The organism is Pseudomonas sp. TH39(2020) (assembly GCF_016650715.1).
GTDB lineage: Bacteria > Pseudomonadota > Gammaproteobacteria > Pseudomonadales > Pseudomonadaceae > Aquipseudomonas > Aquipseudomonas mandelii_C.
The window spans coordinates 1-24,142 of sequence record NZ_JAEKFF010000005.1 but is presented as its reverse complement, the minus strand read 5'-3'; the positions used below and the strand labels follow the sequence as shown (position 1 = coordinate 24,142).

At 59.0% G+C, this 24,142-nt stretch carries 19 protein-coding genes and 4 pseudogenes; 11 read left to right on the top strand and 12 right to left on the bottom strand.

Annotated features, from left to right (window positions below; all coding sequences use genetic code 11):
- Positions 1-160: 160 nt before the first annotated feature.
- Positions 161-475, bottom strand: coding sequence for an MFS transporter (locus JFU47_RS05165; protein ID WP_201181572.1), 315 nt, complete (start codon positions 473-475; stop codon positions 161-163).
- 259 nt (positions 476-734) lie between these two features.
- The gene (locus JFU47_RS05160) at positions 735-1,841 is read right to left on the bottom strand and encodes an alkene reductase (protein ID WP_201181570.1); all 1,107 of its coding nucleotides are present in this window, start codon (positions 1,839-1,841) and stop codon (positions 735-737) included.
- Positions 1,842-2,165: 324 nt separating this feature from the next.
- On the opposite strand from JFU47_RS05160, the gene JFU47_RS05155 reads away from it, so the two are divergent.
- The gene (locus JFU47_RS05155; RefSeq protein WP_201182261.1) at positions 2,166-3,053 is read left to right on the top strand and encodes a LysR family transcriptional regulator; all 888 of its coding nucleotides are present in this window, start codon (positions 2,166-2,168) and stop codon (positions 3,051-3,053) included.
- Between the two features lies 1 nt (position 3,054).
- Here JFU47_RS05155 and JFU47_RS05150 read toward each other — a convergent pair whose 3' ends face one another.
- Positions 3,055-4,275 (bottom strand): MFS transporter, encoded by a 1,221-nt coding sequence (locus JFU47_RS05150; RefSeq protein ID WP_201181568.1) that lies wholly within the window; start codon positions 4,273-4,275, stop codon positions 3,055-3,057.
- Positions 4,276-4,501: 226 nt separating this feature from the next.
- Here JFU47_RS05150 and JFU47_RS05145 point away from each other — a divergent pair, with 226 nt between their 5' ends.
- Entirely contained in the window at positions 4,502-5,596 is a 1,095-nt protein-coding gene (locus JFU47_RS05145) for a Gfo/Idh/MocA family protein (RefSeq protein WP_201181567.1), read from the top strand.
- 103 nt (positions 5,597-5,699) lie between these two features.
- On the opposite strand, the gene JFU47_RS33490 is transcribed toward JFU47_RS05145, so the two are convergent.
- The 5 genes from JFU47_RS33490 to JFU47_RS05120 all read right to left on the bottom strand — a co-directional run bounded on the left by JFU47_RS33490 (position 5,700) and on the right by JFU47_RS05120 (position 10,411).
- Positions 5,700-6,032: a LysR family transcriptional regulator gene (locus tag JFU47_RS33490; RefSeq protein ID WP_201181566.1), complete on the bottom strand. Its 333-nt coding sequence runs from the start codon at positions 6,030-6,032 to the stop codon at positions 5,700-5,702.
- 154 nt (positions 6,033-6,186) lie between these two features.
- On the bottom strand, positions 6,187-7,521 hold the full coding sequence (locus JFU47_RS05135; RefSeq protein ID WP_201181565.1) for an MFS transporter: 1,335 nt from the start codon (positions 7,519-7,521) through the stop codon (positions 6,187-6,189).
- 152 nt (positions 7,522-7,673) lie between these two features.
- Complete coding sequence (locus tag JFU47_RS05130) at positions 7,674-9,014, bottom strand: amidase (RefSeq protein WP_201181563.1); 1,341 nt, start codon at positions 9,012-9,014, stop codon at positions 7,674-7,676.
- A gap of 7 nt (positions 9,015-9,021) precedes the next feature.
- On the bottom strand, positions 9,022-9,699 hold the full coding sequence (locus tag JFU47_RS05125; RefSeq protein ID WP_201181562.1) for a DUF2848 domain-containing protein: 678 nt from the start codon (positions 9,697-9,699) through the stop codon (positions 9,022-9,024).
- 22 nt (positions 9,700-9,721) lie between these two features.
- A complete protein-coding gene (locus tag JFU47_RS05120) occupies positions 9,722-10,411 on the bottom strand; it encodes a GntR family transcriptional regulator (RefSeq protein WP_201181560.1) in 690 nt (229 codons plus the stop codon).
- 483 nt (positions 10,412-10,894) lie between these two features.
- On the opposite strand from JFU47_RS05120, the pseudogene JFU47_RS05115 reads away from it, so the two are divergent.
- The 7 genes and pseudogenes from JFU47_RS05115 to JFU47_RS05085 form a co-directional block, all read left to right on the top strand.
- Positions 10,895-11,086: pseudogene (locus JFU47_RS05115) on the top strand (EAL domain-containing protein); the annotation flags it as partial.
- A 163-nt stretch (positions 11,087-11,249) separates the two neighbouring features.
- Positions 11,250-14,249 carry a xanthine dehydrogenase family protein molybdopterin-binding subunit gene (locus tag JFU47_RS05110; protein WP_201181558.1) on the top strand — a complete coding sequence of 1,000 codons (3,000 nt, stop codon included), beginning with the start codon at positions 11,250-11,252 and terminating at the stop codon, positions 14,247-14,249.
- Positions 14,246-15,051 (top strand): annotated as a pseudogene (locus tag JFU47_RS05105) (FAD binding domain-containing protein). The gene JFU47_RS05110 and the pseudogene JFU47_RS05105 overlap by 4 nt, the downstream one beginning before the upstream one ends.
- 2 nt (positions 15,052-15,053) lie before the next feature.
- Entirely contained in the window at positions 15,054-15,554 is a 501-nt protein-coding gene (locus JFU47_RS05100; RefSeq protein WP_201181551.1) for a (2Fe-2S)-binding protein, read from the top strand.
- A gap of 5 nt (positions 15,555-15,559) precedes the next feature.
- Positions 15,560-17,098 (top strand): AMP-binding protein, encoded by a 1,539-nt coding sequence (locus JFU47_RS05095; RefSeq protein ID WP_201181549.1) that lies wholly within the window; start codon positions 15,560-15,562, stop codon positions 17,096-17,098.
- A 19-nt stretch (positions 17,099-17,117) separates the two neighbouring features.
- Positions 17,118-17,921, top strand: coding sequence for an enoyl-CoA hydratase/isomerase family protein (locus JFU47_RS05090; RefSeq protein WP_201181548.1), 804 nt, complete (start codon positions 17,118-17,120; stop codon positions 17,919-17,921).
- Positions 17,922-18,106: 185 nt separating this feature from the next.
- Positions 18,107-19,460, top strand: a pseudogene (locus tag JFU47_RS05085) (MFS transporter).
- On the opposite strand, the gene JFU47_RS05080 reads toward JFU47_RS05085, so the two are convergent.
- The gene (locus JFU47_RS05080; protein ID WP_201181547.1) at positions 19,453-20,238 is read right to left on the bottom strand and encodes an alpha/beta fold hydrolase; all 786 of its coding nucleotides are present in this window, start codon (positions 20,236-20,238) and stop codon (positions 19,453-19,455) included. The pseudogene JFU47_RS05085 and the gene JFU47_RS05080 sit on opposite strands and share 8 nt — an antisense overlap.
- Positions 20,239-20,328: 90 nt before the next feature.
- Between JFU47_RS05080 and JFU47_RS05075 the strand changes: the two genes are divergently transcribed.
- Positions 20,329-21,300 (top strand): XdhC family protein, encoded by a 972-nt coding sequence (locus JFU47_RS05075; protein WP_201181546.1) that lies wholly within the window; start codon positions 20,329-20,331, stop codon positions 21,298-21,300.
- A 189-nt stretch (positions 21,301-21,489) separates the two neighbouring features.
- Positions 21,490-22,344 (top strand): helix-turn-helix transcriptional regulator, encoded by an 855-nt coding sequence (locus JFU47_RS05070; protein ID WP_201181545.1) that lies wholly within the window; start codon positions 21,490-21,492, stop codon positions 22,342-22,344.
- A gap of 103 nt (positions 22,345-22,447) precedes the next feature.
- Here the strand turns inward: JFU47_RS05070 and JFU47_RS05065 are convergent, their stop codons facing one another.
- The 3 genes and pseudogenes from JFU47_RS05065 to JFU47_RS05055 form a co-directional block, all read right to left on the bottom strand.
- A complete protein-coding gene (locus tag JFU47_RS05065) occupies positions 22,448-22,738 on the bottom strand; it encodes a DUF6388 family protein (RefSeq protein WP_201181544.1) in 291 nt (96 codons plus the stop codon).
- Between the two features lie 69 nt (positions 22,739-22,807).
- Positions 22,808-23,707 (bottom strand): SPOR domain-containing protein, encoded by a 900-nt coding sequence (locus JFU47_RS05060; protein ID WP_242485070.1) that lies wholly within the window; start codon positions 23,705-23,707, stop codon positions 22,808-22,810.
- A 250-nt stretch (positions 23,708-23,957) separates the two neighbouring features.
- Positions 23,958-24,142: pseudogene (locus JFU47_RS05055) on the bottom strand (alginate export family protein); the annotation flags it as partial.

Here is a 24,142-nt window from a genome sequence, read left to right as displayed (position 1 = left end):
GGGGGCGTCATGAACAACACGCTGCAAGGTTCGCTGATTTTTTGGGTCCAAGAAAGTACAAGATATTAGTCGTCGAGGCCATTCATGGGCATGCCCAGATGCCATAGAAGTGCTTGATTTTGAATCTGCCAATGCGCCCGCAGTAGTCCGCACTATCGTTCTACAAGGCGAACGGCGAATGCGGGCGTTCGTACGCTTCGTACGGCGTATCGATTTGCACGATTGCCATGGCACCGATCAGCAGCCTGCGCCGATTCAGATTCCCCGTCAGCGCAGCCAGCACCGGAGAGCTCAGTGCATAGGCCAGTGCAAATACAGTGACTAACTGGCCTGCCACGCCGACGCTGACGTCAAGATCCTTTGCCATACCGGGAAGCAGGCCTGCAATCATGAAGCTTTCGGTTCCGACGGCAAACGTGCCTAAGGCCAGCCAATACAGCGGCCGTTTGCCTTTGATGAATTGAGTCGAGTTCATGGTATTCCAGCTGGGCAAATGTGATGGAGCCCAGTGTAGGGATAGCGATGGTTGGGAAAAATGCGTTAGAGGTCCGAACATTTCGGACGTAGATGTCCGTAATCGGGTATCTCGGGGGCAGGCTTGAGGCGAGAGTTTTTCGTTGGCGCTCTCGTTCAACCGGGTGTAGTCCGTCGATTGCGTGTACAAACCAAGAAGCCCCCATGAGGGGGCTTCGTTTGGTCTCTCCGTTACAGCATTTCGCGCTCGGCGACAGACGTTACGCAGTCGCTTCTTCTTTATAGAACTCGTAGTCGGTGTAACCCACTTCGGTACCGCCAAAGAAGGTTGGACGGTCATAAGCGTTCAGCGGCAGATTGTGGCGCAGGCGTTCCGGCAAGTCCGGGTTGGCGATGAAGTGGCGACCGAAGGCCACCAGATCGGCGTCACCCGCTTGAAGAATGGCTTCTGCGTTTTCACCGTTGAAGCCACCGGCAGCGATGATCACGCCTTTGTAGTGTTTGCGCATCAACTGGGCAGCTACGGGGGCAGGGTTGGCATTTTCGTCCTCGATGTTGCCCAGGATGCGCGGCTCGATCAGGTGCAGGTAAGCAAGGTTCAGCGGCGCCAGTTGTTGCGCTACGTAGGTAAACAGGCCTTCTGGATCGCTGTCGCCCATGTCACCCCAGGTGCCACTCGGGCCGACACGTACCGCCACGCGATCACTGCCCCACACTGAAATCAGCGCGTTGGTCACTTCCAGCAGGAAGCGTGCGCGGTTTTCGAACGAGCCGCCGTAAATGTCGGTGCGCTTGTTGCTGTTGTCCTGCAGGAACTGGTCGACCAGATAACCGTTGGCGCCATGCAGTTCCACGCCGTCAAAACCGGCTTTCACGCCGCGTTCGGCAGCGGTGCGGAAGTTTTCTACCTGCTCTGCGATCTCTTCGATGGTCAGGGCGCGGTTCGGGGTATTGGGGACCCAACCTTCGGTGGTGTAAGCAACGCCGCCGTGCAGGACTTCCGATGGGCCGACTGGGATGCTGTCTTCAGGCTGCACGTCGACATTGGATTGGCGACCCGCATGATAAAGCTGCAGGAAAATCTTGCCGCCTTTGGCGTGCACGGTGTCAGTGACGTGTTTCCAACCAGCGATCTGGCTGTCGTCGAACAGGCCAGGTGCGCCGAGATAGCCGTTCCCGTTTGGCGCGGCGATGGTGGCCTCACCGATCAGGAAACCGCCTTCGGAAGTGCGCTGGGCGTAGTACTCGGCCATCAAAGTGCCAGGGCGAGCGCCATCTTCGGCACGCATGCGGGTCAGCGGTGCCAATACGACACGGTGGGCGAAGGTGAATGGGCCGACTTTAACTGGGGAGTGAAGTTTGGACATGATTGCCTCGATTTGAAGTGTAAAGGGAAGAACCATTGGATATCTGCCCGGGTCGATAGCCGTGTGGGCTTTCGGGGTTGGGGCGCTTGGCATTAGTAAATGCGATTTCCCCGGGTGGATAAATGGGCCGTGTTTCCCAACACTTCGGACTTTTCGGCTGTAATGCTGGCGATCATGAAGATCGAATTGGGGGATTGAGCTTGCTCGTGAAGGCGGTGACTCGGCCCTACTGACAAGCCAGGCCCGTTGATCCCCCCTTTGCAAATCCACCCCCCGTCTCTACTCTGCGTTAATCCTCCTTCAGCATCGAGCGCACCTCCCATGATGGACAACCTCAGCGGTATCACGGCCTTTATCCAGGTGGCCGAAACCCGCAGCTTCACCGAAGCAGGTCGCCTGCTGGAAATCTCTTCCTCGGCCGTTGGCAAAAGCGTGGCGCGCATGGAAGAGCGTCTCGGAGTGCGCTTGTTCCATCGCAGCACCCGCAGCGTCACGCTGACCACCGAAGGCGAGCTGTTTCTGGACCGTTGCAAACGCATCGTCAGTGAAGTGGAAGCGGCGGAAATGGAGCTGCTGGAGTTGTCCGCCACACCGCGTGGCAAGGTGCGGATCAGCGTGCCGATTCAGAACGTGCTGATCATGCCGGTGCTGGCCGGGTTCATGCGTGCCTATCCGGATATCGAGCTGGACGTGGACATGTCCGACCGCATGGTGGACGTGATCGAGGAGGGGTTCGATGCGGTGGTCCGCACGGGTGCGCCGCAGGATTCGCGGCTGATGGCGCGCAAGCTCGGTGGCTATCAGTTGCAGTTGGTGGCGTCGCCGGCGTACCTGGAACGCAATGGCGACCCTGCACATCCGGACGATTTGATCCGTCACACTTGCCTGCTGCACAAGTTTCCGGCCACTGGGATGATCGAGCGCTGGCCGTTGCGCGTTGGCGACACGCACATCGAGCCGAACCTGGCGCGTGCATTGACCTGCACCACGATGGATCCGCTGACGTACCTGGCGATCGATGGGGTGGGGATTGCCTGCCTGCCGGATTTTTCAATCCGTCAGCCATTGGCGGACGGCAGGCTGAAGGTGGTGCTGGAGGACTACACCGACCACACCGGCAACCTGTGGATGCTCTGGCCTGCGTCGAAGCAGGCGGCACCGAGGCTGCGAGTGTTGATCGATTTTTTCAAAGACAACATCTTGAAGGTTTGAATCAGCGTTGCAGGGCCTCGGCAATCGGGGCTTTGCTGACGCCGAAGCTGAGCATCACCGCCAGCCCGAGCAGACCGATGCCGGCCCCCAGCCACAGTGCCGAACCCACACCCGCGTGATCGACCATCAAACCGCCAAACAGCGAACCCGACGCAATCGCGACCTGAAAGGTGGTGACCAACATCGCAGAACTCGCCTCAGGTAATTGCGGTGAAGTCAGTTGCATCCAACTGCTGACACCGAGCGGAATGGCGCCGTAAGCAATGCCCCACACCAATACCGCCAAGGTCACTCCCCACCCCTGCAACTGCGGCAAGGCCAATTGCGCGATCACCATCAGCAACACCACCGCGCCCAGCGAGGCACGCAGATGTGTGGTGATGGTCCCGGCCATCGCGAAATTCGCCAGCATACCGACCAGGCCAAACCCGAGCAGAATCGCGGTGATTGCGCTCGGTGAGAAACCGGAGTCATGTCCCAGGAACGGCGCAATGTAGGTGTACGCCGTGAAGTGCGCCGCCACCACCGTGCCCAACAACAGCATGCTGCGTCGGGCGTTGCTGCGTGAGAGAAATGCCAACAACGCGCGCGTCTTCAAACCCTCTCTGGAGGGCAACGATGGCAAGGTCAATGCCTGCGCGGCCAACGCCACCAAAGCTAATCCTGCGGTCACCGCGAACGACATGCGCCATGAAAAAAGCGTGCTGACAAATGTCCCGAACGGCACACCGAACACCGTCGCCAAGGTGATCCCGGCGAAGATCAATGCCGTAGCTTTCGCTGCTTTCGATTCACTGACCAGGCGCCCGGCCGCGGCAATCGCCACTGCCCAGAAACCACCCAGCGCCACACCCAGCAACCCTCGGCCCAGCAGCATGATCGCCAGGGTGGGCGCCACGGCCGACACCAGATTGGAAACCACTAATAGCAGCGTCAACAACAGCAGCAGATGCCGCCGATTCATTCGTCCGGCGCCGAGCATGATCGCCGGCGCCGACACCGCCGCGACAACGCCCGGCACGGTCACCATCAATCCCGCTACGCCATCGGTAATGCTTAAGCTGCTGGCGATCTGCGGCAGGACGCCGACCGGCAAATATTCAGTGGTGACAAACGCAAAGGCGCCAAGCGCCACCGAGTACACCGACAGCCAGTCGCGCCAGGAAGAAGACGCCTCCCGCGCGAGCGCAGCAGTCGCCGGTAAAACATGTAAATCGTTCATGGGAAAGCTCCACAGTAAAGAGTGGAGCCATGCTAGGGATCTTCTCCCTCGGGAAAAACGGGGCGCGGGTCCGATCACTGCGGATCAATCACTCCACAATCAAACCGCTCAGGCTAGAGGATTAGCGCCGTCCGTGTCCGCAGTGTTCGGCCCTTTGGCCGGTTTTTCCTTAAGGTCGCGCTCCCTAGACTTGACCTCGTCGCCCATCATTTACGAGGACTCTCCCATGACAACCCCACACTCCCCGATTCGCGTCGGCATCATCGGCGTCGGCAACTGGGCCCGCCACGGTCACCTGCGCGTGCTTGATCTGCTGCCGCAATATCACTTGCAGGCGGTGTACAGCGACAGTCGCGATCGCGCCGAAGCGGCAGCCGGTGAATATGACATCACGCAAGTGGCGGACTCCGTCGACGCGCTGGTCTACAACCCCGAAGTTGACCTCGTCCTGGTCCTCAACACCGCGCCCCAACACGAAAAAACTGTGCGCGCCGCCATCGCCGCCGGCAAAGACGTCTATTGCGAATGGCCGCTGACCACCACCACCGCTGACTCCGAGAACTTGCTGCAACTGGCGAACGATGCCGGCGTGCGTCATATCGTCGGCTTGCAACGCCGCCATGCGCCGCACAACCGCTATCTGCAAGACCTGTTGCAACAAGGCTACGTCGGCAGAGTGCGCTCGGTGCGGATGCACGTCAGCATGAACTACTTTCAGGCCCTGCGCCCCAACGCCCTACGCTGGACCGCCCCCGAGGAAAACTTCTCCAGCGTGATCGCGATCTACGCCGGGCACTTCCTCGACATGCTCTTCACCGCCACCGATTGGCCGACCAGTGTCTCAGGGTTGATGGTCAATCAGTTCCCCAAGATCACCATCAAGGAGACCGGCGAAGTGCTGGAGAGCAGCGCTCCAGACCAACTGGTGCTCAGTGGCCTGCTGGAAGACGGCGCGGTCATTTCGATTCATATCGAAGGCGGGAAGCGCAACGGTTCGGGCGTGCAGATCGACATTACCGGCGATCAGGGTGACCTGAAAATCACCAACCGCTCAGCCTTTGGTGATGTCGGCGATGATTACGTGATTGAGGGTGCGCACGGCGACAATCTCGCGCTGCAATTGCTCCCGCTGCCTGAGTGTTACCAACGCCTGCCGGCCTCTTCATTGCCGTCAGCCGTACTGGAACTGGCGGAGCTGTATCACGTGTATGCGCAAGATGTGGCCGAAGGCACCCATGCGGCGGCGACATTCAAGGATGCGCTGCGCTTGCATCGGTTGCTGGATGCGGCAAAAAGTGGGGTTCAGTCGCCACTTGGCTGAGATCGTCGATGTGGCACTGGATCTATTGAAGAGGACTTGATAGATCGCAAGTTGTTGGAGGTTAAGGTGCGCCCATCCGCAATGGGTGGGTGCACATCGTCTATTAGATCTCGTCAATTGTTGCGCACTGGTCGTTTGCCAAAACAGGACTGCACGTTGAGCGAGGAAGAGTCTCCACGGTCTTACTCAAAGAAATCAGCATGGGTTGAACACACGCCAATAGCATTGTCCCTGCCTCGGTGAGCTTCAAGTCTGCGGAGCGCCGATCAAAGAGTTCAAGCTCCAGATTATTCTCAAGGTTCCTCACTTGCTTGCTGACAGCGCTTTGAGTGACGGATAACACTTGACTCGCCTTGGTGAAGCTTTTTAGGCGAGCCACTGCCTCGAAAAACCAAAGTGTATGGAGTGGCACAAGTGGTTTAGTGGTCAATGACATGTCCTTCTTTTTACTGTGATCTTCCACGCCCTCTACATTGAGCAGGGGAGTAGAGGGTCATATTTCAGTTCTTTATGGATACCCGGGATCAGGGAAAGAGAACGCCGATTCGATTGTCGACGTTGCCCTCCGATGGTCAGTTATTGATCGCGGCTCACGTCGACGACTTACTAACCTTGATCCCTTTGAATAACAGCAGCAGTAACAAGCCCGCCAGAATTTCAAAGCTTGCGACCATATACAGTCCAGTGGACAGGCTGCCGGTCTGGGTTTTCAGCCATCCGATCATGTAGGGCGCGACGAAGCCGGCGAGATTTCCGATGCAGTTGATCAAGGCGATGCCCCCAGCGGCGGCGGTGCCTGCCAGGAATGCGCCTGGAATCGACCAGAACACCGGAAAAGCGGCAAGAATGCCCATGGCGGCAATGGTCAGGGAGATCAATGCCAGAGTAGCGTTGCCGATAAACAGGCCGGTGCAGATTAATCCGAGGCCTGCGAGTAGGGCGGCCATAGCGCAGTGAACACGGCGTTCAGCGGTTTTGTCAGAGTGAAAGCCGTTCCACAGCATCGCCACGGTGCCCAATATAAAGGGGATTGAGGAGAGCAGCCCGATGCTCATGTTGTCATCAACGCCCAACGACTTGATGACTGAGGGGGTCCAGAACGCAATGGTCGCGTTGCCACTGACCAGGCAGAAATACACGAGCGCGCATAACCACAGCTTGGGATAACGAAGCAGGGAACGAAGGTCGCTGTGTTTTTCCGGCGCACTGTCTTCGCGGGCAATGGTATCGCTGACCATCTTGCGTTGTGCCGGGCTCAGCCAGTTGGCATTCACCGGTTTCTCCGGGAGGTAGCGCAGGACCAGGAAGCCGGCGAGTATCGAGGGAATACCTTCAATGATGAAAAGCCATTGCCAGTTCGCCAGGCTGCCGACCCCCACCATGTGACTCATTATGAAGCCGGCAATTGGACCACCGACTACGCCGGCAATGGCAAAGGACGTCATGAACATGCCGTTGATCTTTGCGCGCTGGGCAGCAGGGAACCAGTAGGTGAGGTACAACACGACTCCGGGGAAGAAGCCAGCTTCAAAGACCCCGAGCAGAAAACGCAGGGCATAGAACGACCAGGCGCTTTCGACGTACGCCATGCCGATGGAGGTCAGGCCCCAGAGAATGGTGATGCGCGCCAAGGTGCGGCGGGCGCCGATTTTTTCCAGCAGCAGATTACTGGGCACTTCGAAGATGAAGTAACCAATGAAAAATATCCCGGCGCCCAGACCATAAACGGCTTCGCTGAAGCCCAGGTCCTGCAGCATGGCAAGTTTGGCGAAGCCGACATTAACTCGGTCGATCCAGGCCAGTACGAACAGAAACACCAGAAACGGGAGGAGGCGCCAGGCGATCTTGCGATAGACGACAGCCACTTCATCCGCCAGCGGTTCGCGATCTATCTCCACGGTTGAACTTGCGTTACTTCTGTTCATAAGTTATCTCGTCAATTCGTTGCGCAGTGAGGCCCGCAACTCGATTAGCAGGCGAGTGATGGCGCACGGGGGGCCGCCGTGGAATGTTTGGTTGAAAATCAGTAAGTGAAAACAGGGCGGGTCGGGCCCGCCCTTAGTTCAACGACAGTGCATCAGACGTTCCCTTGCAACAGTGCCTCGATGGCGCGAGACACTTGTAGGACACGAGCGTCCTGCCCATGAAGACCAGCAATCGACAGCCCGACAGGCAGTTCGTCTGCGCGCTGACAAGGCAAGCTCATGGCACAACCGTCCAGGAAATTGATCACGCTGGTATTGCGCAATACGAGACCATTTGTGGCGAAAAAAGCATCGTCATCAGTAAGGTCTGCCAACTTCGGGGGGACCACGGCGACACTGGGCATTAACCAGGCGTCGGCGTCGCCCAGGCGCTCACCGGCTATGGTGATCAGGCGTCGGCGTTCGATTTGAATGTCCAGGTAATCTGCCGCGCTGATAGCCGCGCCGCGACGGATTCGTTGAGCTACGCGCGTGTCATAGCAGTGGGCGTTGTCGCCCTCGAGCCACTGGCGATGGCCGTGCCATGCTTCGGCGGCAGTCAGCCCGCCAGCCGCGTTGATACGGGGCAGCTCATGCAGTTCTGGAAAATCGAACCAACGTATGCAAACGCCTGCCTCGGCGAGTAGACCCAGGGCGCGCTCGAAGGCCGCTGCCACGCCGGCGTCGAGCTGGTCGAGTACGAAATCGCGGGTTACCGCCAGGCGAAGTCCCGCCAAGGGCGCGGCGCGGGTATCAAGGTGATCGCCCGTCAGAATCTGGTCGAGCAGGATGCAGTCGGCGACGCTACGTGACAATGCGCCGATAGAGTCCAGGCTGACGGCCAAGGGGAAGGTGCCGGTTAAAGGTACGCGGCTGGCGCTGGGTTTAAATCCGGTCAGGCCACAGAAGGCTGCTGGAATTCTGATTGAGCCGCCGGTGTCGGTGCCCAATCCGGCGACAGCCATGTCGAGTGCCACGCTAACCGCAGCACCGGAACTGGAGCCGCCAGCGATGCGCTGTACTGCACAGGGCGTGAGCGGAGTGCCGTAGTGTGGGTTCAGCCCCAGTCCGGAAAAGGCGAACTCACTCATGTTGGTTCGGCCCAGTAAAATCGCGCCAGCCGATCTCAGTCGTTCGACCACGAGCGCATCACGGCTTGCGGCCGGCGCATCGGCCAGTAGCCTGGATCCGGCCGCAGTGACTTGTCCGGCCACATCGAACAAGTCTTTGATAGAAACCGGGAGGCCGGCCAACGGCGACGGCACATAACCTGAGGCCCGTGCCAGATCGCTGGCCCGTGCAGACTGCAAGGCGCCTTCAGCATCGACGCTGATATAGGCAACCCCGCCCGCCGCGCGATGCGCCTCAATACGGACCAACGCTTCTTTGACCAAGGCTTCGCTGGTGGTACGGCCGTCAGCCAGCGCTTGGGCGAACTCTGCAATATCTTTCATCTTCAGTTCACTCGGCGACAGGCAGCGGCTCGACACCGTACTGGTGGCGCAGACTGCGGTTGAGTACGGGGTCGAACAGTTCCATTTCAAAGGCTTCGCCATAGCCGAGTTCGCCGATCACCGATTGCGTACCGCAGAACATTGCGGTGTCCGCTGGCAACAACGCTTCGCTGTTGAGTTTTGCCAGCAGAGTTTCCGGCGCTAACAGGTTGGTCACCGACCCCTGTTGGTACAGCGCACGCACGCCGTCGCGCACACGCCAGGTGCGCATTACCAATTGATCCCAATGTCCCTGAACCTCGGTGTAGCGCCAAACCTGCTGGGCAATGGGTTTGTCGCACATCTGCTTGGAAACCGTGACGTCATAGCTTTCAACCTTGCGATCTGTGTGATCCGAACCCAGACCGATCAATAACCCTTGCTCGCTGGGTATCAGAACGAACTCAGTCTCGCCGGATGAATCCTTGCCAGGGACCTGTATGCGCTCGGCGTTGTTCAGAAGGCTGGCGGATACCCGGTAGAAGCAGGGAATCTGAGTCGGCCGACGCACGCCCAGCGCTTCCAGTTCTGCAATGTGGTGCTCCACGGCTTCGCTGTTACGTCCCGCCCAGCCAGCGATAATCAGGTGCTGGATGCTGGCACGGTGTTCGCCTTGGCCTACGACGTGGAATGTCAATTGAGTCATAAAGGGCTCTCGTGATGAGTGATTAAAGTGTGCGCATGATGGCGCGACGGAAATCGTCGATGTGGTGATGGACAGCCGCGACGGCGGCGTCTCCGTCACGCTGTTCCAACGCCTCGAGGATTTGCAGATGCTCGTGGTAGATGCGTTCGCTATGGTGGTTTTCCGACAAGGTCAGGTACCAGAAGCGCGCCTGTTTTTCGTGAAGGTTGCGCAACAGCTCGGCCAGCACGCGATTGTGTGCGGCGGCAGAAATCGACATGTGGAACTGCAGGTCCAGCGCCATGAGCCCCGCTACGTCGTGTTTCGCCAGCAATGCGGGAGTGCGCTCGAGAATGTCGCGCATAGCCTGGATGTCAGAGTCGTGAGCCCGCTCCACCGCCAGCTTGATGCACAGCTGTTCGTTGCTCACGCGCACTTCGATCATGTCCAGCACATCGTTAAGTGACAGCGCGGTAACCATCACGCCCTTACGCGGCATGATCGTGACCATGCCTTCGACTTCCAGGCGGTGCAGCGCTTGATGGATCGGCGTTCGACCAAGCCCCAGTGCCGCAGTCAGTTGCGCCTCATTGATCGCATCACCAGGTCGAAACTCGCAGCTGATAATCCGCTGCTTGATTTGTGCATAGGCGAGCTCGCGCAGTTGTGCTGCGCTTTTCGTGGGGACAATCGCGGGCTGGCGATGGTTGGAAAAATCGGTAGGTTCGGGCATTTTCACTCCTGATATTCATCTGATATATCAGATGAATATCAGACAAAGCAAAGGCTATGCCAGTATTTATGGATTGGCTGAGAGCAGCTGCTCATAAGGGATGTACGAAATTAGCGATGCGCTGGGAGTACTTGGGAGGAGTGTTACTTGTTACCTTTGTGCCCGCTTTTGTACCCGCGTGTCCCGTTTTTGTGCGGGTAACGTGGCCACGATCGACGGCGCAGATAATGCCATCGCCTCGAAGACTTGCTTGGCCATATCTATCGCTGCAACACGGTGGGATTGGATGATCCAAGGGGCGTTCAGTTATTGAAACGCTTGCTGTCGCAAGTCCTACCAGGTTGTTTGGGCAGAGCCTGCCAAAAAGCCAACGGGCATTGTCCGTTAAATACGCTTTTTGAATCGTGCGTTTAGCGAGAGGCGCAGAATCCGGAAGCCGGCGCTTATTCGGATAGGGTCGTGAGTCTATCGGCGGCTTTCCCGATCACCCAAGGCATCATTTCCATGGCCCATCACCTCAGCCTGACGGTGGTCGCCGAAGGCGTGGAAACTGCGTCTCAGGTGGATTTCCTGAAGGGCAGTCGCTGCGATGTTTTTCAGGGGTATTACTTTGCCAAACCGATGCCCTATGCAGAAATCGAAGTTTTCCTGAGCCATCCCGCATCCCATCCCTGACCGGCAATTCTGTCTGGTCTCAGTCCTGAAAATCAGACGCTAAGGCAAATTTTCAGACCCCAGCGCAGAACTCCCTCTCCCCAGGCAAGGCGCTCCCTGCGCCTTTCTCACACACTCGGCTCTAACGCAATCGCGCTGCATAACAACAAGAGCCGCGAAAAAAATGACTAGTTTCCAACCTGCTACCGAAAGCCAGACCGGCCACATCGGCGCCCGTCAGACCCGTGTCGAGGATGCCGCATTGTTGCGCGGCCTCGGCTGCTATGCCGATGACGCTGCGATCCCTCCGGGTACGCTACATGCGGCGATCATCCGTTCACCCCACGCTCATGCGCGAATCACCTCGGTGGATTTTTCCAGAGCGCTGCTGATGAAAGGCGTGCACGGCGTGCTCGTCGGCGAAGACATCAAGCGTTGGGCGCTGCCGTTCCCGGTGGGTGTGCGTCAGCCGATGGAGCACTGGTGCGTCGCGGTGGACAAGGTGCGTTACGTCGGAGAGCCAGTGGCCGTGGTGATCGCTGAGAGCCGCTATCTGGCTGAGGACGCCATCGAAGGTGTGCGCGTTGAATACGAGCCGCTGCCACCGATCATCGATCCCGAACTGGCCACCGCCGAACAGGCACCGATCCTGCACGAAGCAGTCGGCAGCAACGTGGTCAACGAACGGCGCTTTCGTTATGGCGAGCCGGAGCAGGCGTTCGAGCAGGCGCCGCACAAGGTCTCGCTCAAAGTGAAGTTTCCGCGCAGTTCCTGCACACCCATTGAATGCTATGTGGTGCTGGCTCAGTACGAGCGCGCCACCGGCATTTATGACGTGCTGGCCAATTTCCAGGGCCCCTATGCGTTGCACACGGTCATGGCCCGTGCACTGAATGTGCCCGGCAACCGCTTGCGTTTGCGCACACCGAAAGATTCCGGCGGCAGCTTTGGCATCAAGCAAGGGGTTTTCCCTTACGTGGTGATGATGGGCTTGGCGTCACGCAAGGTCGGCGCACCAGTGAAGTGGGTCGAGGACCGTCTGGAGCATTTGCAGGGGGCTTCTTCGGCGACCAATCGGGTGACCGAAATCGAAGCGGCGGTAGAAGCAGACGGCCGCATCACCGCTTTGCGTTATGACCAGATCGACGATTGTGGTGCCTACCTGAGAGCGCCCGAACCGGCGACTTTCTACCGCATGCACGGTAACCTGACGGGTGCCTACGCAATCCGCAATTTGCAAGTGCGCAACCGAGTGGTGCTGACCAACAAAACCCCTTCCGGCCTGAACCGTGGTTTTGGTGGCCCGCAGGTGTATTTCGCCCTTGAGCGGCTGCTGCAACACATCGCCGTGCAACTGAAGCTTGATCCGTTGGACGTGATCCGCCGTAACCTGGTGCCGGCCGATGCCTTCCCTTATCGCGCGGCCGCCGGTGCGTTGCTCGATTCCGGCAATTACCAGGCCGGCATTGCCTTGGCGGCGGCTGATGGTGGTCTCGACGAGTTGCTCAAACGTCGTGATCAGGCGCGTGCCGAAGGCCGAATCTATGGCATCGGTTATGCCGCAGTCATCGAACCATCGATTTCCAACATGGGTTACATCACCACCGCAATGACGCCCGAAGAGCGGCGCAAGGCCGGTCCGAAAAACGGTGCTGTCGCAACCGCGACCATCAACGTCGGCCCGCTGGGTGACGTCAGTGTGCACGTGTCCTCGGCACCGCAAGGGCAGGGCCATCAAACCACCGTGGCGCAGGTCGTGGCCGAAGTGCTCGGGGTCGCGCTGGAATCCATCGTGGTCAACGTCGAACTGGATACCCAGAAGGACGCTTGGTCGATTGCCTCGGGCAACTATTCCAGCCGCTTCGCCGGTGCCGTGGCAGGCGCCGTCTACAAGGCAGCGCTGAAGATTCGCGATCGCCTCGCCGCGATTGCCGCCGAGCAATTGCAGGCCAGTCCCGAAGATATTCGTTTCGCGGGCGGCAAGATTTTTGTGGTCAATGGTGGGGCGGTGGCGCCATTCCATCGGATTGCCGGTGCGACCCACTGGTCGCCGGGCCTGCTGCCGGAAGGTGAAAGCGGCGGTCTGCGCGAAACCGCCTTCTGGAGCCCGCCGCAATTGGTGGCACCGGACGACCAGGATCAGGTCAATAGCTCGCTGTGCTATGGCTTTGTCTTCGACATCTGTGGTCTGGAAATCGACCGCATGACCGGCGAGATCCACATCGATCGCTACGTCACCTGCCATGACGCCGGTCGCCTGCTCAACCCAGCGCTGGTCGATGGCCAGATTCGTGGTGGCTTCACCCAAGGCCTCGGCGCGGCACTGATGGAAGAGTTCGCCTATGGCGAGGACGGTAGCTTTCTCTCCGGGACCTTCGCCGATTATCTGGTGCCGACCGCGCCGGAAGTGATCGAGCCGGTGATCCTGCACATGGAAACGCCATCGCCATTCACCCCACTGGGCGCCAAGGGTGTGGGCGAGGGCAACAATATGAGCACGCCGGTGTGCATCGCCAACGCGGTGGCCGACGCCCTCGGTCGCTCTGACATCCGTCTGCCACTGACGCCATCGAAAGTACGCACGCTAATCGGGATCGACGAGCCACCACGGCCCGCCGGTATGGAGCCCGATGAAAACCTGGAGGCAGCACCTGCCGGTGGACCGGCACTGCGGGCCAACGACTCGGTGGTGATTCCTGCCTCGCCGCAACAGGTCTTCGATACCTTGCTCGACCCGCAGACGCTGGCGGCGATCATTCCCGGTTGTCACGACCTCGTGCTTGAAGGCGAAAACCGTTACCGCGCAGACGTCACCGTGGGCGTCGGCATGATCCGTGCGCGCTTCGAGGCCAAGGTTGCCCTGAGTGATCTGGACCCTCCGCATTCATTGCGTCTGTCCGGTTCCGGCAGCAGCTCGATGGGCTCGGCCCAGGGTCAGGCCAAGGTGCGTTTCGTCGAACTGGAAAATGGCCACACACGCCTGGAATACCAATACCAAGTGGCGGTCAGCGGCAAAGTCGCCGCGGTCGGCGGCCGTATGTTGCAAGGGGCCTCGAAAGTGATCATCGGACAAATCTTTACTCGCCTGTCGCAACGGGTCAGCGGCCAAGCCATCTCCACCGGCTGGTGGGCGCGACTGCGTGCCTCGCTTGGCGCGCTGTTTGGCAAGGGAGGTGCGCAATGAAACCGGCTGCTTTCGATTACGTTCGGGCTGACACCCGTCGTCAGGTGGTTGAGTTGCTCGCCGAGTACGGCCAGGAAGCTCGCATCATCGCCGGTGGCCAATCGCTGATGGCGGTGCTGAACATGCGCCTGGCTCAACCCAAGTTGCTGATCGATATCAATCATGTGGCTGAGCTGGCCTATATCGAACTGCGCAAGGATTGCCTGGCGGTAGGTGCCGGGGTACGACAGGCGCAGTTGCTGGCGCGTTCGACCCTGATGGACGAGGTGCCTTTATTGGCACTGGCGATGCCCTGGATCGGTCACTTCCAGACGCGTAATCGCGGCACAGTCTGTGGTTCGGTGGCTCATGCCGACCCGAGCGCCGAGTTGCCGCTGTGCCTGGTGACGCTGGGCGGCGAGATCGTTCTCGAGTCGAAAAAGGCAAGCGCATCGTCGAGGCTGCCGACTTCTTCCAGGGCATTCTCACCACCGACAAGCGCGCGGATGAACTGGTCGTCGAGGTGCGTTTTCCGCTCAAGCGCGAAGGCATCACCTATCGCTTTCGCGAAATCGCCATGCGCCATGGCGACTTTGCAATTGTTTCCCTGGCCGCGGCCATCGGCCTGGACCAGGTCGAACTCGGCATCGGCGGGGTCGCCGACCGTCCGCAACGTCGCAGCCTTCCACGTGGTGCGGCGCTGCCAGATGCGCTCAATCAAACCGCCTGGTCGCTCGATGCACAAGACGACGTGCAGGCCAGCGCTGCCTATCGCCGCCAACTGATTCGCGAGCTGGGTCATCAGCTGATCGAAGGAGTCTGAACATGCGTGTAACTGCCGACCAAACCTTTCCGATTCGCCTGGAGCTCAATGGCCGCACCCGCGAAGCGCTGGCCGAACCGCGGACCCAACTCTGCGATTTCCTGCGCCACGACCTCGGTGCCACCGGTGTCCATGTCGGATGCGAACACGGAGTCTGCGGTGCCTGCACGGTGCTGGTGGACGGGGTCGCCATGCGTTCCTGCCTGATGCTCGCGGTACAGGGGCACGAGCGGCGTATCGAGACCGTCGAGTCCCTGGCCGACGACGACACACTGAGCGACCTGCAACAAGCCTTTCGCCGTCATCACGCCTTGCAGTGCGGCTTCTGCACTGCGGGCATTCTCATGTCCTGCGTGGATTTCCTCGAACGGGTACCCAACCCGGACGAGACCCAGGTACGCGACATGCTTTCGGGGCATTTATGTCGCTGCACGGGCTACACCGGCATCGTCCAGGCCGTGCTCGAAGTGGCTGCCCAGCGCCAAACGAACAAAGGGGTATAACAAAAATGTTCGATCTCGGACGCAGCTTTCTCGCTGCCGTTGAACGCCGACCGCACGCCGTGGCGGTCAGTGACGGTGCGTTGAAGAAAACCTATGAAGAATGGTTCGTTGATATCCAGAGCGCCGCTTGGGGTTTGCAATGCCTCGGGCTGCAACGCGGTGACCGACTGCTGGTAGCCATGCAAAACCGCTGGCAGATGGCGACCCTGCATTGGGCCTGTCAATTTGCGGGCATCGTCATGACCCCGTTGAACTGGCGTTCGACTGCCGATGAACTGGGCTACTGCATCGAAGATGCGCAAATCCGTGCACTGGCTTACGACGACGCTACCGTGACCGCAGTGGCCGGTTGCAGCGCCGCCGCAAGGCTGCCACGGATCGCCGCCGGTCTGCGTGCCGCCAACACCGACCTGAGTTTCGAGGAACTGTGTTCGCAGACCCCCTCCGGCATCATTTTGCAGGCCGACGCCGAAGACTTTTCACTGCTGCTGTACACCTCCGGAACCACCAGCAAGCCCAAGGGCGTGCCTCGTCGGCACCGTTCCGAACGCGCCGCGGCGGTTGCCCACGTAGCGCAAAACCTCTACCGCCAGAGTGAATGCACGCTGGGTGTCATGCCGCTTTACCACACCATGGGCGTGCGCTCGTTGCTGTCCATGGCGCTGATCGACGGGCATTTTGTCTGTGTGCCGAAGTTCGACGTGGAAGCCACGCTGCAGGCCATCGAACGGGAAAAGGTCACCAACCTATACCTGGTGCCGACGCTCTACCACATGCTCATCGAACACCCGGCCTTTGCCCGCGAGCGAGTCGCCAGTGTGGAGAAAATCGGCTTTGCCGGTGCACCGATGAGCGACGGCTTGATGCGTCGCGTCGAGCAAGCGTTCCAGCCGCAATTGTTCGTCAATCATTACGGCAGCTCGGAGATTTACACCTTCACCATCGACCAGCAAGCCAGCCGCAAACCCGGTTCGTCAGGGCGCAGCGCAATGAACCAGCGAGTGCGGGTGGTGCCGATCGATGCTGAAACGGTGGACGTGCAGGTCAACCCATTGGAGGAGGGCCAGATCATCGCCGACCTGGCGAGTGACGAGGCGTTCGAAGGCTACCTGAACCGCCCCGAAGCGACCGCCAAGGCGTTGCGTGACGGATGGTATTTCACCGGTGACATCGGCTACTTCGATCTGGAGGGCGATCTGTTCGTCACGGGACGCGTCGATGACTTGATCATCACCGGTGGCGAAAACGTCAGCCCGGCGGAAATCGAAAACATGCTCTCTCTGCACCCGGCAGTGGAAGAAGTGGTGGTGGTCGGTCTGCCGGACGAGCAGTGGGGCAAGATCATTGCTGCGTTTATCAAGCTGCGCGCCGAGGTCTCGGAATGCGACCTCGATGCCCATTGCATCGCTTCGGGCCTGGCCAAATTCAAGCGACCAAGGCGTTACCAGTTCGTCGATCAGATTCCCAAATCTCCAGTGGGCAAGGTGCTGCGGCGCGTGCTGCTGGCCCAATTTCAGGAACAGGCCTTGAAGGCCATCAGCTAATCATCCAGAGGACACTCACATGCAACAACAAGCGATCCAGCAATTTCTCGACACTCAGTTCGATGGCTTCCAGGTTGAAGTCGATGTGTCCCGCGAGCGCGCCGACATCATCCTCAACCGGGCACCGTTGAACGTCATTTCCATGGGGCAGCGCGATCAACTGCGCCTGGTCTTCGAAGCCCTCGATGCACACCAAGGCGTGCGCGTCATCGTGCTGCGCTCGGTGGGTGAACACTTCTCCAGCGGCGGCGACATCAAGGGCTTTCTCGAAGCATCGCCGGAGCACGTTTCGAAGCTGGCCTGGAATGTCGCGGCACCGGCACGTTGCGAAAAACCGGTGATCGTTGCCAACCGTGGTTACACCTTCGGCGTCGGTTTCGAACTGTCCCTGGCCTGCGATTTCCGCATTGCTTCACAAACCACTCGCTACGCCTTGCCTGAGCAGAACCTGGGTCAGATCCCGGGCTCGGGTGGCTCCGCACGCCTGCAGAAAATCATCGGCATCACCCGCACCAAACACATGGTGATGCGCGCCAAACGCATCACGGGCGACCAGGCCTATGCCTGGGGTATCGCAACCGAGGTCGTGCCGGATACCGAACTGGAAAGCACCGTCGATGCGTTGGTCGATGAACTGCGCCGCTTCTCGCCGCTGGCTCAGCGCACGGCGAAAAAACTGATCAACGACAACGAAGATGCGCCGCTGACCGTCGCGATCGAAATGGAAGGTCACTGCTACAGCCGTCTGCGTAGTTCCAAGGACTTCAAGGAAGGCGTCGAAGCGTTTCACAGCAAGCGTGCGGCAGTGTTCACCGGCGAGTAAATGCGTACCGGCGAGCAGGCCCGGGAGCATGTCGGCAACGGTGTGCGCCCCTACGGAGCAGGGCCTGCCGCCCCTTCACTGAAACTGAAAGGGCACATCAAGGTATCACCGCTGACCTGCTGATTACCCGCAACCCGCGCACCGGGATGCAGAACGTTTCGATTCACCGTTTGTGTGAGGCAACCATGACCACGACAACAACAATAACTGCATCACCCACCAGCGCCGCTATCGATACACCGCAGATTCCACCGGGCAAGGCCTTGCTTGCGGCATTTGCCTCGACATTCGGCTGGGCGCTGGATTTGTTTGACCTGTTCATTCTGCTCTACGTGGCGCCGATCATCGGCCGCATGTTCTTCCCCTCGGACACCCCGACACTGTCGCTGGCCGCGGTGTATGCCTCGTTCGCCGTGGCTTTGCTGGTGCGTCCGCTGGGCTCGGCGATCTTCGGCGCGTATGCCGACAAACACGGCCGCAAGCGGGCGTTGATGGTGTCGATGGTCGGCGTCGGTATTTCCACGGCACTGTTTGGCGCGTTGCCGACCATTCACCAGGTCGGGGTGTTGGCCCCGATATTGTTTTTGGTATTGCGGGTGATTCAGGGCGTTTTCGTTGGCGGCATCGTCGCCTCCACTCACACCATCGGCACCGAATCCATCTCGCCGCGCTATCGCGGCTTGATGTCCGGGTTGATCGGTGGCGCCGGTGCCGGCATGGGCGCGCTGTTGGCGTCAGTCACTTATCTGGTGTTGTCGGAGATCTTTCCCGGGGAGGAATTTGACGTCTGGGGCTGGCGCTTCATGTTCTTCTGCGGCCTGCTCAGCACGTTTTTCGGTCTGGTGATGTTCCGTTACCTGGAAGAAACCCCGGTCTGGCAGCAACTGCAACAAGCCCGCAAAACCAAGGGTCCGGCGGTAGTGGTCGTGTCGCCACTCACGCGTCTGTTCGGTCGCGAGTACCGCGGCGTGATGCTGGTCAATCTACTGATTACGTTCGGCGGCGGTGCCACGTATTACCTGGCCTGCGGTTATCTGCCGACATTGCTCAACGTGGTCGCCAACGTGCCCCATACGCAGACTTCGCAGATGCTCATGTACGGGTCGGTGGCGACAATTGTCGGAGCACTGGCCTTCGGCTACCTGAGTGACCTGATCGGTCGCAAGAAGACCTTTATGCTGCTGGGTGTGATCAACCTGGTGAGCCTGCCCATGATGTTCCTTGGCGTCGCCGAACCGGGTTCGCTGATTCGCACCGCGCTGTACTGCGTGGGCATCGGCTTTATGGGCGGGGCGATCATCGCGCCGATTCTGATCTTCCTCAACGAACGCTTTACCACCGAAGCTGCGAGCCAGCGGCACCGGGTTGTCCTGGAACATCGGTTTCGCCCTCGGCGGAACCATGCCGACCTTTGTGTCCCTGGTCAGCAGCAGCCCGGCGCAGATCCCCATGGTGCTGGCGATTTTCGCTGCCGGGCTGTCGGTGATCTACCTGATTGGCAGCGTGGTGATTCCAGAAACCCAAGGCAATTTCAAATAAAGGCGGGGAGGAGCTCCAGGAATTCGCAGATCAGTTGCAAGGTTCGCTCGGTCGCTTCGGTCTGGGGAAAGTGCCGGCAGTTATCCAGCAACACACAGCGGCACGGCCCAGGCACCTCTCGCTGGATGACCACCAGTTGCTCGGACGTGGCGTAATGGTCTTCGCGACCCTGAATCACCAGCAGCGGTTTTTCGATATAAGCCAGCTGCGCTTCGAGATCGTCCAAGGAAAAGTCCGGGTGCAACCAGCTGTCGCTCCAACCGTGAAAAGCGCCGTCGACATTGGTCCCATGGTGGCGTGCCAGGCGTTCGCGCAATCCGCCCTGATGCCAAACTTCAGTGGTATGGCGAATGCCATCGAGGCTCTCGGTCTCGACAATCACGTGAGGCGCCAGTGCAATGCTGCCCAACACGCGTGGATCGTTGGCGGCGGCATAGGCGAGGACGATGGATGCACCGTCACTGTGACCGAGCAAGACCACTTGCGGCAGTTGCAAGGCATCGAGCAATTGCCGCAGTTCACGAGGGCCGTCGCTGCTCAGGTAGTTCAGCGGACGCGGCAGGCTTACCGGGCTCGATTGCCCATAACCCTGACGGCTGTAAATGACCACACCGCAACCGCTGGCCTGGGCCAGGCGCAGGGGGAAGTCTTTCCATTGGTCGGCGCTGCCGAGGCCTTCGTGCAACAGCACCAGCGTCGGTCGCGACGGGTCAGCCGGAGGCCGTTGGCGATATTCCAGGCGCAGCGGCCCAAGTTGCAAAAACTGTTGTGGCGACATGTTAAATCAACGATTGAACAAGATTGCTCGAAGGTTACCGTAAACGTAACCCCGCATGCAGCACCACGCTTTGCTTGAGGTACAGAAAACATGCGTCATCTTGATGTTCAGGTGATCGACCAGGCCCTGCAATGGGCTCGCGCCGGGCAGGCCCAGTGGCTGTGCACGGTGCTCTTCACCTATGGCTCGGCGCCGCGTGCGCCGGGTGCGATGCTGGTGACCAATGGCACGGGCGAACACGTCGGCTCGCTGTCGGGTGGCTGCGTCGAAGAGGAGTTTCTCGACAGCCTGGCGCGCGGTGAATTACGCGAACCGGCGCAGATCGTCAGTTATGGCGACAGCGTCGAGCAACGCCACCGTCTACGATTGCCCTGTGGCGGAGTGCTGATCGTGCTGGTCGAGCACCGCGCTGCCAGTCTCGAATGGACTGCGCACCTGGAGAGTCTGCAAGCGGCGTTACTCGGCCAGCGCCGTCTGCTGCGTCACGTCGACCTGAGTAGCGGTGCCTTGCGCCTGGACGCAGACACCGGACACGGCAGCGAGCGGGTGCAAGTCGTCGACGAGACGGTGCGCATCAGTGTTGGCCCGGCGTTACGACTGATTCTGGCCGGGCTGTCGCCGGTCGCGGAAGTCTGCGCCAGTTTCGCCCGCGCCATCGGCTGCGAAGTCATCGCCTGCGACCCCCGGGAAGAGATGCTGCATATCCAGCTCGAAGGCGTGGAGATGCAACGCGTGCTGCCCTCGATGTTCATCGCCGCCGGTGGTTGCCATGCGGCGACCGCGGTGGTGGCACTGACTCACGATCCGCGAATCGATGATCTGGCGCTGATGGAAGCGGTGCACACTCCAGCGTTTTACATCGGCGCCATGGGGTCTCAGGCAACCTCGGCTAAACGCGCCGAGCGGCTCAAACGCATCGGTGGTCTGACGGATGAACAGATTGCCCGTTTGCACATGCCCATCGGCCTCGATCTGGGCAGCAAGGCCCCGGCGGAAATCGCTCTGGCGGTGGTGGCCGATATCCTGCGCGTTTATCACGGGAAAGAACGCGATGCCTTGTAAGGCGGTTTATCCGATGAGCGTGGGGGCTGCGAAAGTCGAGGTAGACCCTCAATCCTTCGCGCGCGATAGTAGCCAGCCACGTGTTGCTGAACCATTGAGTGACCGTCGGGGTCCAGAAACACATAGACGCCGCGATAATCCTGCATTGTGGCCGAAAACAATATCGCTTCTAGCGAGCGGAGGAATCTGATGTCGATTGCCCAACGGGTTTTCCACGGCAGGTTTGGCCGGGTCGCCTTGCTGAATATGGATCGTTCGCTGGTCACCCACACCCATTCCGAATGCCATGTGCTGGTCAAAGTGTCTGGCGAAGACACTTACTTCAACGTCAACGGTCGGCGGGTTCCGCTCAGTGATCGCACGGCGGTGCTGGTCAACGCCTGGGAGCCGCATTTCTACGATCCGCAGCCGGGTGCCGGTGCCACCGTCATCCTGGCGCTCTACATCGAGCCCGCCTGGCTGGCTACTGCCCAGCAGTCGCTGGCGCTCAGCGGTCGGCCGGACTTTTTTGCCCAGTCGTGCATCGAGTTGTCGAGTCGTAATCGCACCTTGGCCGACATCCTGGTCGCCGAAGCGCATGGCTGCGGGATCGTGCCGAAAGAACGCATGGAATTCATGCTGTTCGACTTCCTGATCGAACTGATCGAGGACTTTTCCAGCTGGCGGCATTTGTCGCTACTGGGTGCGCCGAACTCAGCTGAGTTCCGTGACGCACGCGTGCGCCGTGGCACCGCCTGGTTGCTTGAGCACCTCGATGATCCGAACCCGATCGACAATGCCGCGCGGGCTTGTGGTCTGTCTCGGGCGCACTTCTTTGCGCTATTCAAGAAAGATACCGGCATGACGCCGACCCTGTTGCTTAACGACGCGCGCATGCGCCGGGCTTTTGCCTGGCTGGAGCGAGAGCGCAGTGGGACGTTGGGCCTGTTGTCGGAGAACCTCGGGTTCTCCGAGCAAGGTCATTTCACACGGTTTTTCCGTCAACATATCGGAGCTTCTCCCAGCCAATATCGGCGTGTAGTGGATTGTTATGCGACGGTTTGAGCCGAGAGGAGGGCGGGGGGATTGGGCAACCCTCCCGCCTATGAAGTTAGTCTTTCATCTTGAAACTGGCGGCTTGTATAGGCTGCGAAAGTTGTAGGGTCTACTAATCGTCCAGAAAGTCATAAATCTCTTTCATGCGTTCTTCACGCATCAACTCCAGCTCTTCCTTAGTGTCGGCCACCCACTGCAGAATGAAGTCCCAGCAATCGCAGTCGTGAGCGTCTGCTTCTGCTTCAAATGCTTCTTGCAGAAATTTCAGGCGATATTCTTCTGGCGAAAGCCCGCAGTTTTCAGCGAGGCTGTAGTTCAGCTCGCTGAGTTCAAGTTGGATCCATAAGTTGGCGGCCAGGAATTTCTTCAGGGCGAGTTCGGCCCTAAGTTCTTTTGCGATCATGAATGCGCTCTTGTGTCATAAATAAGTAGCCGTTTGTTCGAGGTCGGCCCAGTGCAAAATCGGGCTATGTCAATTTCCCGCCATCATCCATCCTCTAACGCCATGACTTTCACTCAACTCTTTCACGACTCGAGCCGCGTCCTGCTTCTGTTTATACGGGCCGATGACGACAAAGTTGTTTTCTTTACGTGCTACCGGCAACTCCAGCTGCTTGATGGCTTTTGTGGCGCGATGACGGTTGGGTGTGTTCAACGCTATTTCGATCACCCACAAGCCGGATGACGGCGTGGCTGAAGCGGGTTTTGCAGTGTGGGAAATGAAGCCGCCGCACGTCAAACACTGGCGTTCCAGCGTGATTAGCGAGCCTGGCACGGTGCGAAAGACGTGCCATTGCGGATCAATGGTTTTTTTGCGGGCGAATACGGCCAAGAGCAGGCCGGTAAAAGTGATCAGACCGCTGAGAATAATCGTCCATTTGTGTGCCTGTACGGGCAATGAAGGCAGCGTAAGTACTGGAGTTTCGTCTGGCTTTTCGAGCAAAAACTGTACGGCGTCAGCCTCCGTTGAATCGGGTATGTGGGATCCGTTTTTCGCAAGGGGCGTGAGCCCGTCGGAATGTGTTGTACTGAGCTCTGTCACAACTTTATTAGCGGTGTCATCGATGAGTTGTTCGAACTTTGTCACTTTTTGCTGGATGTATGAATTGTCGACGTTATTTTGACAAATGGGTCCTGTGGACATGTAGGTCCATAGTAGTGCTGATAGTTGCCCCAAAATGCCAGTTACCAGGAAGCCCAAGCCAAGCTTTCGCACAGCGGCCATCTCCATATCATTTGAATAGTTATTTGTCCCATTTTTTCTGATAAGCAGGGTTCTATTGTTGATCCTGGGATGGTCTAAATTCTTGAGCGCGTCAGTGTGCCAAAGAGCCAAAGCTAGTTGGCTGCTTTTTGTTGTTTGAAAGAACATCGGGCATGCACTTTATAGACTGTTGGTTGACGAAAAAGACTCAGGTGATCGAAAAAAAACCGTATCAGATGGATTTGAGGGTGATCCATTAAAACGCTTGTATTCAAGGTGAACATCGAGGCCAAAGCACCTTACTGTCGGAAAGCCTCGATGATTCACCGATATCAATCTGGTGCGCGCAGTCAACGTCTTTGTCGACGGCAAATTTAATGAATTGCCGAGCGGCGTTCCTGCCGGATGTTCTTGATGCCTAAAAGCGAAACGTGGAGCGCAGCACCAGTATTTGCGAGTTGTTGCCGCCGGCGCTTTTGATCGCCGAACCGATGTCGTAGAACAAATAGTCGAGGTCAACGGAAACGTTAGCGGTCGGCGTCCAATTGGCGTTGGCCTGATACAGGGTGCCCAAGCGTTTTCCGCTGCTGGTGGTTGTTCCGG

Excerpts from the sequence above, each read along its gene's own strand:
- JFU47_RS05165 (WP_201181572.1), bottom strand. The coding sequence starts at position 475 with ATGAACTCGACTCAATTCATCAAAGGCAAACGGCCGCTGTATTGGCTG.
- JFU47_RS05160 (WP_201181570.1), bottom strand. The coding sequence starts at position 1,841 with ATGTCCAAACTTCACTCCCCAGTTAAAGTCGGCCCATTCACCTTCGCC.
- JFU47_RS05155 (WP_201182261.1), top strand. The coding sequence starts at position 2,166 with ATGGACAACCTCAGCGGTATCACGGCCTTTATCCAGGTGGCCGAAACC.
- JFU47_RS05150 (WP_201181568.1), bottom strand. The coding sequence starts at position 4,275 with ATGAACGATTTACATGTTTTACCGGCGACTGCTGCGCTCGCGCGGGAG.
- JFU47_RS05145 (WP_201181567.1), top strand. The coding sequence starts at position 4,502 with ATGACAACCCCACACTCCCCGATTCGCGTCGGCATCATCGGCGTCGGC.
- JFU47_RS33490 (WP_201181566.1), bottom strand. The coding sequence starts at position 6,032 with ATGTCATTGACCACTAAACCACTTGTGCCACTCCATACACTTTGGTTT.
- JFU47_RS05135 (WP_201181565.1), bottom strand. The coding sequence starts at position 7,521 with ATGAACAGAAGTAACGCAAGTTCAACCGTGGAGATAGATCGCGAACCG.
- JFU47_RS05130 (WP_201181563.1), bottom strand. The coding sequence starts at position 9,014 with ATGAAAGATATTGCAGAGTTCGCCCAAGCGCTGGCTGACGGCCGTACC.
- JFU47_RS05125 (WP_201181562.1), bottom strand. The coding sequence starts at position 9,699 with ATGACTCAATTGACATTCCACGTCGTAGGCCAAGGCGAACACCGTGCC.
- JFU47_RS05120 (WP_201181560.1), bottom strand. The coding sequence starts at position 10,411 with ATGCCCGAACCTACCGATTTTTCCAACCATCGCCAGCCCGCGATTGTC.
- JFU47_RS05110 (WP_201181558.1), top strand. The coding sequence starts at position 11,250 with ATGACTAGTTTCCAACCTGCTACCGAAAGCCAGACCGGCCACATCGGC.
- JFU47_RS05100 (WP_201181551.1), top strand. The coding sequence starts at position 15,054 with ATGCGTGTAACTGCCGACCAAACCTTTCCGATTCGCCTGGAGCTCAAT.
- JFU47_RS05095 (WP_201181549.1), top strand. The coding sequence starts at position 15,560 with ATGTTCGATCTCGGACGCAGCTTTCTCGCTGCCGTTGAACGCCGACCG.
- JFU47_RS05090 (WP_201181548.1), top strand. The coding sequence starts at position 17,118 with ATGCAACAACAAGCGATCCAGCAATTTCTCGACACTCAGTTCGATGGC.
- JFU47_RS05080 (WP_201181547.1), bottom strand. The coding sequence starts at position 20,238 with ATGTCGCCACAACAGTTTTTGCAACTTGGGCCGCTGCGCCTGGAATAT.
- JFU47_RS05075 (WP_201181546.1), top strand. The coding sequence starts at position 20,329 with ATGCGTCATCTTGATGTTCAGGTGATCGACCAGGCCCTGCAATGGGCT.
- JFU47_RS05070 (WP_201181545.1), top strand. The coding sequence starts at position 21,490 with ATGTCGATTGCCCAACGGGTTTTCCACGGCAGGTTTGGCCGGGTCGCC.
- JFU47_RS05065 (WP_201181544.1), bottom strand. The coding sequence starts at position 22,738 with ATGATCGCAAAAGAACTTAGGGCCGAACTCGCCCTGAAGAAATTCCTG.
- JFU47_RS05060 (WP_242485070.1), bottom strand. The coding sequence starts at position 23,707 with ATGTTCTTTCAAACAACAAAAAGCAGCCAACTAGCTTTGGCTCTTTGG.